Annotated in this window: 10 protein-coding genes; 6 read left to right on the forward strand and 4 right to left on the reverse strand. The window is 38.3% G+C overall.

The annotated features are described in order from the left end of the window. Nucleotides 1-660: 660 nt before the first annotated feature. The 3 genes from AC1DFT_RS04985 to AC1DFT_RS04995 all read right to left on the reverse strand — a co-directional run bounded on the left by AC1DFT_RS04985 (nucleotide 661) and on the right by AC1DFT_RS04995 (nucleotide 5,246). Nucleotides 661-2,058, reverse strand: a complete 1,398-nt coding sequence (locus tag AC1DFT_RS04985) for a SpoVR family protein (RefSeq protein WP_477918092.1) — start codon at nucleotides 2,056-2,058, stop codon at nucleotides 661-663. Between the two features lie 19 nt (nucleotides 2,059-2,077). Continuing rightward, nucleotides 2,078-3,241: a sporulation protein YhbH gene (gene yhbH / locus AC1DFT_RS04990; protein ID WP_477918093.1), complete on the reverse strand. Its 1,164-nt coding sequence runs from the start codon at nucleotides 3,239-3,241 to the stop codon at nucleotides 2,078-2,080. Between the two features lie 109 nt (nucleotides 3,242-3,350). Continuing rightward, nucleotides 3,351-5,246, reverse strand: coding sequence for a PrkA family serine protein kinase (locus AC1DFT_RS04995; RefSeq protein WP_477918094.1), 1,896 nt, complete (start codon nucleotides 5,244-5,246; stop codon nucleotides 3,351-3,353). Nucleotides 5,247-6,120: 874 nt separating this feature from the next. On the opposite strand from AC1DFT_RS04995, the gene AC1DFT_RS05000 reads away from it, so the two are divergent. The 4 genes from AC1DFT_RS05000 (at nucleotide 6,121) to AC1DFT_RS05015 (ending at nucleotide 9,058) form a co-directional block, all read left to right on the forward strand. Beyond that, entirely contained in the window at nucleotides 6,121-6,456 is a 336-nt protein-coding gene (locus AC1DFT_RS05000) for a L,D-transpeptidase (RefSeq protein WP_477918095.1), read from the forward strand. 28 nt (nucleotides 6,457-6,484) lie between these two features. Then, nucleotides 6,485-7,201 carry a YwaF family protein gene (locus AC1DFT_RS05005; RefSeq protein WP_477918096.1) on the forward strand — a complete coding sequence of 239 codons (717 nt, stop codon included), beginning with the start codon at nucleotides 6,485-6,487 and terminating at the stop codon, nucleotides 7,199-7,201. Nucleotides 7,202-7,370: 169 nt separating this feature from the next. Further along, nucleotides 7,371-7,700, forward strand: a complete 330-nt coding sequence (locus AC1DFT_RS05010; protein WP_477918097.1) for a hypothetical protein — start codon at nucleotides 7,371-7,373, stop codon at nucleotides 7,698-7,700. A 119-nt stretch (nucleotides 7,701-7,819) separates the two neighbouring features. After that, nucleotides 7,820-9,058: a right-handed parallel beta-helix repeat-containing protein gene (locus AC1DFT_RS05015; RefSeq protein ID WP_477918098.1), complete on the forward strand. Its 1,239-nt coding sequence runs from the start codon at nucleotides 7,820-7,822 to the stop codon at nucleotides 9,056-9,058. 60 nt (nucleotides 9,059-9,118) lie between these two features. Here AC1DFT_RS05015 and AC1DFT_RS05020 read toward each other — a convergent pair whose 3' ends face one another. Further along, nucleotides 9,119-10,006, reverse strand: a complete 888-nt coding sequence (locus tag AC1DFT_RS05020) for a DUF4349 domain-containing protein (protein ID WP_477918099.1) — start codon at nucleotides 10,004-10,006, stop codon at nucleotides 9,119-9,121. A gap of 204 nt (nucleotides 10,007-10,210) precedes the next feature. Between AC1DFT_RS05020 and hutU the strand changes: the two genes are divergently transcribed. Further along, nucleotides 10,211-11,878: a urocanate hydratase gene (gene hutU / locus AC1DFT_RS05025; RefSeq protein WP_477918100.1), complete on the forward strand. Its 1,668-nt coding sequence runs from the start codon at nucleotides 10,211-10,213 to the stop codon at nucleotides 11,876-11,878. 7 nt (nucleotides 11,879-11,885) lie between these two features. Continuing rightward, nucleotides 11,886-13,145 carry an imidazolonepropionase gene (gene hutI / locus AC1DFT_RS05030; protein WP_477918296.1) on the forward strand — a complete coding sequence of 420 codons (1,260 nt, stop codon included), beginning with the start codon at nucleotides 11,886-11,888 and terminating at the stop codon, nucleotides 13,143-13,145. Nucleotides 13,146-13,159: the final 14 nt, after the last annotated feature.

Below are 13,159 nucleotides of genomic sequence, written 5' to 3' on the forward strand. Positions count from 1 at the left end.
AATATCATCCAGGAAATGGATAAGGGCAATCAATTGATGATGGAAGGCAACCAGTACCAAGTGGAGAGCAATCAATTCTAATCGGAAAGCAACCAAATCAGCACGAGAGCAACTAAATTGCGGATGAAGGCAACCAATTCTTAATATAGCAAGTATACTCGGAGTGAGACGACGATGAATATACGGCGAAATTCCAATAAATGATTGAATAAGGCGAACTATTTCCTAATAATCCTTCACTTGTCATGAGACTGCATTTTCTAATTCAATCTAATCAATATTGACTAGTGGACATGATCAATTGAAATTTCTGATAACTACATACACCAAATTAGTAAGCAATTTCCATTGATTTTCGCTGCAGGCGGCGACTCCAGTGGAGGGCAACACGATGTTGGTCACGAAGGCGTTGCCACACGATGTGGCGTTCTTAGCCTTTGTTCCTCTGCCTGAGTTAGATGAGACTTCACAACGTACGCGCAAGCGGCGGTGAAGGCTCATCACTCACCCCACGGAAAGCGTCCGACTGCAGCGAAAATCACAGCTGACTCTAGTCAACGCACTAAGTCGCATTATCCCTATAAAATATCCCAAACCAACCAGATGCATAAAAAACGAGATCCCAATAAATTGGGATCTCACCTTTTTGAATGTATTCCATTAAACAGCTTTCTTAGATACTTTTTTTCCATCATATGCATACACAGTCAACTTATCATCCACGACCGTTTCCATATGCACATTTCTTCCCCATAGTTGATAAATATAGGGAAGCACATTTTCTAAATAATGAGGATCTAGCTCAGTTCCCTCATAGCCATGCTTTAAATACAGCTCTCCATTTCTAGCGTAGTCCCCGTCTTCCACTACGATATAAGGAAAACTTCCATTCGTTCGCATCGAAACTAACTGATCACGGACATTTTCATAGTCTTTATCGGTAATTTCATAATTCCCTTTCTTTTTTTCAAATAAGTACAGATCTTCTTGCTTCACTAGTTCCTTTGTTAAATAGTTACGAATAAACGAAATATCTGATTCAATTTCCCGTACTTCGAATATTTTTTCCCTTCCGGAGTTTGGTTTTATCCCTAACTGTTTCATTTCTTCTGTCGGGTTATTATACCTATTTTCAATATCTTCGAATATTTTCAACCCTAAATAGTAAGGATTAATACTCGTTGGAGAAGGTTGCACAACATTTGCATTTAGTTTTGCAAATTCGATTGTCTCATCTGTTGTTAAATCCATTTCTCTTAAAATTCGTTGATGCCAGTAGGATGCCCAGCCTTCGTTCATGATTTTTGTTTCTAGTTGTGGCCAGAAGTAAAGCATTTCTTCTCGCATCATCGTTAAAATATCCCGTTGCCAATCTTCTAGCTCCCGGCTATATTCTTGTATAAATAGCAATAAATCTTTTTCAGGATTAGGAGGAAACTTTTTTCTTTTTGGTATCGTTAAGGCCCTAATATTCGTTGGTTGATCCATACTCCATAAATCATCATATGGAGTTTTTCTGACAACCTCTACTTCTTCCTCATCCAAGTTATAATCAGGTAGTTTTGGTCGAATGATGGAAGGATCGATATGTTCCTGAATCGCAAGTATGGCATCCAAAAAGCTTTCTACTTCCTCTTTGCCATATGTCATTTCATAATCTGCAATTCGCTCGGCAGTCGCCGTCATACTTTCTACCATATCTCGTCGTGTATTGGAAAAGCGAACATTATTTTTAAAGAAATCACAATGCGCAAGCACGTGGGCAATGATTAGCTTATTTTGGATCAAGCTATTTGTGTCGAGTAAAAATGCGTAACAAGGATTCGAATTAATAACGAGCTCGTATATTTGACTTAATCCAAAGTCATACTGTATTTTCATTTTGTGAAATTGCTTACCAAAACTCCAATGTGTAAAACGGGTTGGCATTCCATACGCCCCGAACGTATAAATAATATCAGCCGGGCAAATTTCATAGCGCATCGGGAAATAATCTAGTCCAAAACCAGATGCTATTTCTGTTATTTCAGCAATTGCATGATGAAGCTTTGTATCCAATTAATGACCCCCTTACGTTTCAAAGTGATGCTTCATATTTACGAAATAAACTTTTCAGCGCTTGGTAAACGTCCCGATTTTCCTTTAGGACATAATGACGAAACTTTGGATTTTCAATTTTCTTATACGTATTCATAAGCGTTGAATACCTACTATGTGCATTTACCTCACCGTATCCGAACATGCTAGAAATATCCATTAATTCATTGACCAGTTTTATACATTTTTCATTGTCACTTGTCATATTTTCTCCATCGGAAAAGTGAACCGGATAAATATTAAAACGAGCAGGATTATACTTGAGATGTATAAGTTCTAATGCCTTTAAATAGGCAGAAGAACAAATAGTTCCGCCACTTTCACCTTTAGAGAAAAATGCTTCTTCTGTCACGACTTTAGCTTCGGTATGATGAGCTATAAATTCGATTTCTACTGTTTCGTATTTCGTGCGCAAAAATCTAGCCATCCAGAAAAAGAAACTTCTTGCACAGTATTTTTCAAAAGCCCCCATTGAACCACTCGTGTCCATCATTGCAAGTACAACCGCTTTGGATTCTGGTTTGACTACCTCATCCCATGTTTTGAAACGTAAGTCATCATTATGGATTGGGGTAATTTTCGCTTTTCCTTTCATTGCGTTCCGTTTAATTGCTGTAATAATGGTTCGTTTCTTATCGATGTTCCCCATAAGTCCTTTTTTCCGAATATCATTAAATTCTACTTTGTCAGTGACGATATCCATTTGTTCTTTTTGCTGTAAATTAGGAAGCTCCATTTCTTTGAATAAAGCAGTTTCTAGTTCTTCAATCGTCACTTCTGCTTCGTAATAATCTTTTCCAGCCTGGTCTCCTGCTTGTTTTCCTTTTCCTTGGCCGTCTTCCCCTTCACCGGAACCTTTTGCAATTACATCCCCTACTTGGCTGTCTCCGTCTCCTTGACCAACATGTTTTGTTTTGTCGTAGTTGTAACGAATTTTATATTCGTCCAAAGAGCGGATTGGTATTTTAATCACATCTCGTCCATTTGACATAATAATACTTTCTTCACTTATTAAATCTGGCAAATTATCCTTAATAGCTTCTTTTACTTTATCCATATGCCGTTGTTGATCTTGATGCCCTTTTCGATGGAGAGACCAATTTTCCTGAGAGATAACAAATTGTTTTTCTTCTTTCTCACTCACTTCCATCAACACCTACCTATTTTTTATCTTATGCCAGGGAGCCAAAGTTATTGCCAATGTGTATAAAAAAACAAGACTAATAACTACCATCAGTCTTGTTTTTTAGCATTTATCTATTGAGCAGACTACCAACATAACGCAGCAATTCATTTGCCGATGTTGTATTGTATCCGTGCTCATCTACGAGCCTTGCAATGACTTCATTGACTTTCTTCAAATGCGTTTCATCCGGCGTTTGAGAAGATGTCGTAATTTTTACGACGTCTTTTAAATCTGCAAATAATTTCTTTTGAATCGCTTCTCGTAAACGTTCATGAGAGTTATATTCGAATCGTTTTCCTTTTCGCGCATAGGCAGATAGTCGGATTAATATTTCCTCTCTGAATGCTTTTTTCGCATTTTCAGATATACCAATTTGTTCCTCTATCGAACGCATCAGCTTTTCATCTGGATTCATCTCTTCTCCCGTTAACGGATCTCTCATTTTGTTTTTATTACAAAATGCTTCTACGTTATCAAGATAATTATTCATTAATGTAATAGCCGACTCTTCATAGGAATAGACAAACGCTTTTTGTACTTCTTTTTTCGCAATTTCATCGTATTCTTTTCGAGCAATTGCAATGTAATTCATGTATTTCTCTCTGTCTTCCTGTGAAATGGATGCATGCTGATCTAGCCCTTCTTTTAATGCACGCAATACATCTAATGCATTGATCGACGGAATTTCTTTACGAATAATGGCAGAAGAAATTCGATTGATCACATAACGTGGATCGATCCCGTTCATACCTTCGTTTAGTGATTCCTTCTTTAATTCTTCCAGATCAATTTCATTAAAGCCTTCTACACTTTCTCCGTCGTATAATCGCATCTTCTTAACAATATCAACACCTTGCTTTTTAGGTACTTCCAATCTTGTCAATATCGAGAAAATGGCAGCGGCTCTTAGTGCATGCGGTGCTATATGGACATGCGTCATATCACTTTCTTTAATCATTTTTTCATAAATGCGCTCTTCTTGACTTACTTTTAAATTATATGGAATCGGCATCACGATAATCCTAGAGTGAAGCGCCTCATTCTTTTTATTGGAAATAAATGAACGGTACTCCGTTTCATTTGTATGTGCCACGATTAACTCATCGGCACTTATTAAAGCGAATCTTCCTGCTTTGAAATTACCTTCCTGTGTTAAAGATAATAAATGCCACAGAAACTTTTCATCCAGTTTCAGCATTTCCTGAAATTCCATCATTCCACGGTTCGCTTTATTTAGTTCCCCATCAAAACGATAGGCCCTCGGATCAGATTCCGAACCGAACTCAGCAATCGTAGAGAAATCAATACTTCCAGTTAAATCGGCAATATCTTGTGACTTTGGATCAGATGGTGTAAACGTTCCAATACCAACTCGCTTATCTTCTGAAAAAAAGATACGTTCTACTAAAACATTTTCGATATGTCCGTCATATTCCTTTTCCAATCGCATTGTATTAAGCGGAGATAAGCTACCTTCAATGCGGATTCCATACTCTTCTGTAAAATCTTCTCGTAAATGTTGCGGAATAAGATGCAGGGGATCTTCATGCATTGGGCAACCTTTGATCGCATAGACAGCGCCTTCGTCGGTCCTTGAATATTGCTCAAGACCTCGTTTTAACAATGTCACAATAGAGGATTTCCCTCCACTAACAGGTCCCATCAGTAATAGAATTCGCTTACGAACATCTAGTCTCTTGGCAGCAGGATGGAAATATTCTTCCACAAGTCGTTCAAGCGCAGCTTCAAGCCCAAAAATTTCTTTACCAAAAAAATGATACATTCTTTGCCCGTCTCTTTCTGTTAAACCGGAGCTTTTAATCATGCTATAAACACGTGAATGAGCAGTTTGGGCAATTTCCGGTCTTTCTTTCACCATGTCTAAAAATTCTTCGAACGTGCCTTCCCACTTCAATTGATTTTCTTCTTCGCGGTAGCTCTTCACCTTACTTAAAATATCCATCTATTCCCTCCATTCAGGGCTCTATTTTATACATAGTATGAAAGAATAGAGTTTATGATACATAATACTTTTAAGAAATAGTTCAATTTATATCCGCTATTCAGGCTGATCCAACGTTCCGCGACCAATTGAAAAAGGTGAACTTATCCCTTCATAGGACAAATGCATCGTCATTCCAATAGCAGCATGTTCCAAGTTATGACAGTTGTCCATCCATAATTTAGTAATCAATCATATAAATGGATTAGCGCAACCAAAGGATAATTGAAAGCAACCAGTTTTACTCGGAAAGCAATCAAATCAGCATGAGAGCAACCAAATTGCGAATGGAAGCGACCAATTCTTAAAATAGCAAGTTAATTTGGCCTGAGACGACGAATATTGACATGCATTATAAAGAAAGTGCTTCTTAGTGCTCGCTGAACTCGCGTACTAGCACCTGCTAGACCGAGTTTGTCGCGTTCAAAGTGGATATTGTCTCGTTCAACTATTTACTGGATTTTACTTTCAATAAATACTCCATAAAATAGAATACAAAACAGTGCCTAGTTTTTTATTAACAATTTTAACAAGCCATTCCCTAGATGAAGGGAATGGCTTGTTTTGATTAATTAAGTTTCAGATTGAAATAAGCATCATATGGATATTGAATTAAATATCCATGTTATTTACATTTACAAATACCAGCCCCCGTTTTATTGCATTTTTTACATTTCTGTTTTGCCATTCATTCACTCCTTTAGTTGATTAATAAAATATATGGCAATAGCAGATTGTCCAATACATACACTTAAAACTTTTTTATTTCCAAACATCGGATTTTTTTTACATCCTTCCATATATATAAAGAAAGACTTTTTAAGGAGATGATTTTATGACTCTTTGGATTGATGTATCCGTTCGAAAACGGCAATTAAAGTTATATGATGCTAGCGTATTATTAAAGACATATCCGATTGCTGTTGGAAAAATATTGACACCTACCCCAACCGGGAATTACATTATCATTAACAAGGAACTAGATCCCGGCGGCCCCTTTGGAGCTTTATGGATGGGTTTATCCAAGCCGCATTACGGTATTCACGGAACTAACAACCCATCATCCATCGGAAAAGAAGTGTCACATGGCTGCATTCGAATGCATAATAATGACGTCCTTGAACTTTCTTCAATAGTTCCAACAAGTACCAATGTCTATATTCATAAATAAGATTCATAGACGAAATGAGGAATAGAATATGAAGGAAAGTACTTTGAATACATTCATCTTTTTTTCAACTGAACATCTAGTTGCAATTACTGTGCTGTTCTTTTGTTTATTGCTCTTATTTCTATTGAAAAAGGTATTGGCTCGTCCATCTAACAATTCCCTTCTTTTCGAGCGTGTCTTTTCTGTTTCCTTACTTGCAATGGAAGTTGCCTATCATCTCGTATTAGTTCGAGAGAAAACATGGAGTTTAAGCGAGTCCTTACCTCTTCATTTATGCAATATAACTTTACTTTGTTCCATCATACTCTTATGGACTCGAAGCAAACGTTTCTATGACTTTGTTTTTTTTGCCGGAATGGGAGGAGCTCTTCAAGCTGTATTAACCCCTTCTATATTAGTAAATTTTCCTGATTTCAAATTTATTCAATTTTTTTATGTGCATATCGGTATTATTTTAACGGCCTTTTATCTTTTATGGGTAAAGGGTTATCAACCTACATTTAAAGGAATTATTCAGACGTTGATTGTCTTAAATGTATTGCTTCCCTTCATTTTTGCGATTAACATGCTAGTGCAGGGAAACTATATGTTTTTAAGGGCGAAACCTATTAATGGGAGTCTGCTAGATTTGTTAGGACCGTATCCTTCTTATATTTTATCTATGGAAGTAGTTGCATTTCTTCTTTTCCTTATCACTTGGTTGATCTTCAGAAAACGTAAAATCCAATATCCCAAAATGAAATAGTTAAAAGACCTTGCTAAAATAGAGAGGTCTTTTTTCATGGGTAAAGTTATCTACACGGAAAAAAACACCTTCAAGAAACTAGCTTATTTCTATAAAACTAGATTGGATGACCTATTCATAGTCTTTCGTTCTTCATAGTATGGAATAGTGAAGATTAGGAGGTGAAAAAATGGCGGAAAAAACATTTGTGAATAATACGTTGGCAACTTTACAAATTACTCTTTTTGTACGGGAGGGAGCACTTCCATTCAACCAGGACGGCACGGTTTCCTTTACCCTAAACCCTGGACAAACACTAGATGTTACTTATGGTAGCGATACAAATATCTTTTTAAACGGATTAACAGTTTTCACAATTTTTGAAGGCGATCTTTTTAGTTCGATTAAATTCGTAACTACAAGTTCGAGTGAGCTTGACAACCTCCTTAATACGAATAACACCATCACTGTTACTAAAGTACAAACAGACTATGTCTTTACTGGAAGCAACGTTTTATAAGATATAGATTAGTTAACCTATTCCTAATCTTTCTTTCTTCATAGTATAGAAAAGAGAAAGAGACAACCTCTTTCTACTATGAACTAGTTCACTACTAGTGAATGAAAGGAGGAGAAAAAATGGCAGAAAAAACATTTGTGAATAATACGTTAGCAACTTTACAAATTACACTATTTGTAAGAGAGGGAGAACTTCCATTTAACCAAGATGGAACAGTTTCATTCACTCTGAACCCAGGAGAAACCGAAACAGTTCCTTATGGTAACGATGTGAATATCTTTTTAAACGGGATTATACTTTTCACAATTCACGAAGGTGACCTTTTTAGCAGTGTTCAATTCGTAACCATGCAATCAAGTGAACTAGACGACCTTCTCAACACAAATGAAACAATTATTATTGAAAAGATACAAACAGAATATGTATTGACTGCAGACAACGTATTTTTAGATGCAGTCAATGCTGCAGGAACAGTCACAGAAATGCGTATTGCAATTGAAAACCCAGGACTTGGTCTTAATCTAACCGCATACAATGCACTTACGGAACTACAAAAAGATCAAATTGCTGCAGACTTGATAACTAACAGACCAGTCGGAGGATATCCTACTGTAAGTAGTGTTCAAGCAACACTTGATGCGCTCGTTAACCAAATTGTTGATCCTAATAATATTTATGTCTTGGCAGGTACTATAGGAGGAGATGGGAGCTTAGCGAATCCCTTTGGCACTATACCTGAGGGGATTGCAGCCGTAAACATTGGAGGTACTGTTCATATTTTAAGCGGTACGTATCCTATCACTTCTCAAATTGTAGTGAATAAGATGGGGATAACTTTACTAGGGGAACCGGGAACATTATTAATGCTTCAGGCAGACATCATTCCGATATTAATAACTGCTACCGAGGTAACAATTGAAGGTTTAACAATGACAAGCGATATTCCGTATGCGAAAGAATTCATTCAAATTGGCGGAACAAATGCTAGTATACTAAACAACACAATCTATGGTCCGCCTCAAGCTTTGCCAATGTCCAATTGGGTAGTAAACCGGGCAATCGTACCACAGGGAGGTATAAACTTTACTGTGGAGGGAAATACATTTTACTCATTGCGGACTGGCATATACATCAATCCAAATGTGACAGGCGCAATAAATAATAATGTTGTGTATAACACTAAAGGCGGTTTCTTAGTTGACCGAGCATTCACCACATTCCTCGGAAACTCATGGGGAACCCCTGCAAATGAATTCGACATTGTACTATTAGCTGGTACAACAATGGGACCACCATACGACAACCTAGCTCTTCTAAGTGCAACAAATAACAATGCCACAATTTCTGATCAAAGATAAAGAGTGACTTCTGCTTATACGAAAAGCCAACTTCCGCTGAAGTTGGCTTTTCACACTTTTCTACTTTTTCTGTTCAAGTCTCCTTCTTTTAATGATCCAATACACTGCAAAAGCGATCACACCTAATATTAGAAAGACTGGTAGATTACCGATGAAAAAGACTACAATAGCAGACCCAGTAGCAAGTAGCGCATTTGTGCTTGTAACAAACTGTTTCTTCGTCTTTTCCCAAGTGTTTAAATCATTATTTTCTATTCCGGGAATAATCACTCGATTTTCAATCATCGTAAGTTCTATCGTAGAAAAGGAAGCTTGGTTTTCCAGGTACTTCATCTTACCTACAATCACCTCCATCTCTTCCTGAACAGTCGCTAAATCAGAAGAGATTTTCAACAAATCTTCTGTCTTCTCCGCTCCTTTCATAAACGTAAGTAAGCGTTCCTCCACAACTCTTTTTGACTTTAACCGGGATGACAAATCTACATATTGCTCCGTTACGTCTTGACCGGTAACATTACGTTCTAATACTTTTGACGCTACCTCTTCTGCATCGTTCAAGAATGTTTCGAAATGTTTTTCTGGAATTCGTACAGTCATATGACCGCTACTGGTTTGATCATCTTCCTTGTACATATTCGACTCCACAATGTAACCGCCATATTCTTTCACCTTCTGCTCGATATTGCTTTGTGCTTTTGCAAGTTCTTTTACATTCGTTCGGATGATAGCATTATGAATAATCATACGCCCTTCATTCATCTCAGAAGTAGTTTCATCACTTGTTTCCGCAGATTCCGTAGAAGTACTTTCCTCCTTTTCTGCGTAACTCGCAGAATCATTTGCCATGTCCATCTCAGAAACACTTGATTTTTCTTCATTTGCACTGCAAGCCCCAAGTAGTAAACCTAAAAGTGCGAGTAGTAGAAAATAGAAAAGCATTTTTTTCATTTTTACTTCCCCCCTTGTCTATATATAAACAGACGGTTGTTTTCAAAAAGAGTTACAATGGGTCAGAAAATTTCGTTTTATCAGTCTACTATGCTAATGAAACATTGGATTAGCAGATGAGAAATTTTTACTTTTTTCTCAAAAACACTTAAATTATCGGAAAATTTCGATAGAATGAAGATAAGAATAAAAGGAGGTTTTCACATGGGGAAAGCAAGTGAAAAAGTAATCCGGTATAGAGGGACAGAATTGAACACAAAAGGTTGGCTTCAAGAAGCTGCACTTCGCATGTTGATGAACAATTTAGATGCTGAAGTAGCAGAACATCCAGATGAACTAGTTGTATACGGCGGTATTGGAAAAGCAGCTCGAAATTGGGAAGCTTTTGATGCAATTGTTCACTCGTTAAAAGAACTAGAAAATGACGAAACATTGCTTGTGCAATCAGGCAAGCCAGTTGCCGTATTTAAATCGCACACAGAGGCACCACGTGTTTTAATCGCAAACTCTAACTTAGTCCCAGCTTATGCAACATGGGAGCACTTCCACGAACTGGATAAAAAAGGACTGATGATGTACGGACAAATGACAGCCGGCAGTTGGATTTACATTGGTTCACAAGGAATCGTTCAAGGGACTTATGAAACATTTGCGGAATTAGCTAAACAACATTTTAACGGAACATTAAAACACACTATTACACTTACTGCAGGTCTTGGCGGTATGGGAGGCGCCCAACCGCTCGCAGTTACGATGAATGGAGGAGTATGTATCGGCATCGATGTCGATGAATCGCGTATTGATCGCCGCATCGAAACACGATACACAGATTTGAAAACGCATTCATTAGACGAAGCAATTCAATTAGCAGAAGAAGCAAAGCAAAAAGGTAAAGCTCTTTCGATTGGTCTTGTAGGAAATGCAGCTGATATTTTACCTGAAATGATCGAACGAGGCTTTATACCTGATGTGTTAACCGATCAAACATCTGCCCATGATCCATTAAACGGTTACATCCCTTCTCGCATGTCACTAGATGAAGCAGTTACATTGAGGGGAAGCAATCCCGCTGAATACGTTAAACACGCCAAGGCATCTATGACAAAACATGTTCAATCGATGGTTCAAATGATGGATAAAGGCGCGGTCACTTTCGATTATGGCAATAATATTCGTCAAGTTGCAAAAGACGAAGGATTCACACGTGCATTTGACTTCCCAGGATTTGTCCCAGCCTATATTCGCCCACAATTTTGTGAAGGAAAGGGTCCTTTCAGATGGGTGGCACTATCCGGAGACCCGGAAGATATTTTTAAAACAGATGAAGTGATATTACGCGAGTTTAGCTATAACACACATTTATGTAACTGGATTAGAATGGCTCGTGAAAAAATTCAATTTCAAGGTCTCCCCTCTCGCATTTGTTGGCTAGGCTACGGCGAACGCGCACGATTTGGCAAAATCATTAATGATATGGTCGAGTCTGGTGAATTAAAAGCACCGATTGTCATTGGCCGAGATCATCTCGATTCAGGTTCAGTCGCTTCCCCAAACAGAGAAACGGAAGCGATGAAAGATGGTTCAGATGCAGTGGCAGATTGGCCGATATTAAATGCCATGATAAATGCAGTTGGCGGTGCGACATGGGTATCTGTTCACCACGGGGGCGGAGTTGGAATGGGATATTCCATTCATGCAGGAATGGTCATTGTCGCAGATGGCACAAAAGCAGCGGAAGCAAGACTAGAACGAGTATTAACGACAGACCCTGGAATGGGAATTGTTCGCCATTTTGACGCTGGTTACGAGCTTGCCGAAAAAACCGCTCGTGAAAAAGGAATTCACATTCCGATAATGAAACGGGAGGACTGAAGAAGTGATGATAAAAGCCGTTTGGATTAAGCATGCTTCACAACTAGCTACGTTAGCAAACAAGGTTCCTGGTCCCCGAACAAAAGACGCAATGAACGAATTAGCGATGATTGAGGACGGAAGCATTTGGCTCGAAAATGGAATTATTCAAGCAGTTGGTACTACCAAACAATTGGAAGAATTATATAAAGAGAGAGAAATAGACACGGAAATCATCGATGCAACTGGGCACCTCATCACACCTGGCCTAGTGGATCCTCATACCCATGTAGCCTTTGGTGGAAGCCGCGAACGAGAATTCGAAATGCGTTTAGAAGGTGCTACGTACATGGAAATCATGAATGCCGGTGGTGGAATTCACGCAACAACCCAAATGACTCGTGAGGCAACAGAAGATATGCTTGTTTACCAAACTTCTAAAAGACTAGATTCTTTTTTAGCACATGGTGTTACGACTATTGAAGGAAAAAGTGGCTACGGTCTAGATTTGGAAACGGAATTAAAGCAACTCCGGGTAATGAAACGATTACAAGAAGAACATCCAATTGATATTGTTCCGACCTTTATGGGAGCACATGCTGTTCCTACTGAATATAAGGGTCGCGAAGAGGAATATGTAAATCTTATTATAAATGAAATATTACCGGTTGTTGCAAAAGAAAAGCTAGCGAAATTCAATGATGTTTTTTGCGAAGTCGGCGTGTTTACACCTAAACAGACCGAGCGTATTTTAGAAGCCGGTAAATCTTTTGGACTTATTCCGAAAATACATGCGGATGAAATTGAACCATATGAAGGCGCTGAGCTTGCAGCAAAAGTCGGTGCGATTTCTGCAGAGCATTTATTAAAAGCTTCAAATGCTGGTATTAAGGCCATGGCAGAACAAGGTGTTATCGCCTGCTTACTACCAGCTACGGCACTGTATTTAAGAGAATCAGCTGCACAAGGAAGAATAATGATCGATGCAGGAGTGCCTGTTGCCATTTCTACAGATTGCAATCCTGGCTCTTCTCCCACTACCTCTATGCCACTTGTGATGAATTTAGCTTGTATTTCCATGCGACTCACTCCTGCTGAAAGCTTATGTGCAGCTACTTACAATGCAGCATGTGCAATCCAGATGGAGGATCAGGTTGGTTCATTGGAGATTGGAAAACAAGCCGATGTCGTTCTTTGGAATGTGAAAAATTATCAAGAACTGCAATACTTGTTCGGGGTAAACCATGTAAAAGCTGTTTGGAAAAAAGGGATAAAAGTTGTTGGCTAAGTTAATTCAATAAA

Source organism: Psychrobacillus sp. 05T411 (assembly GCF_056396485.1).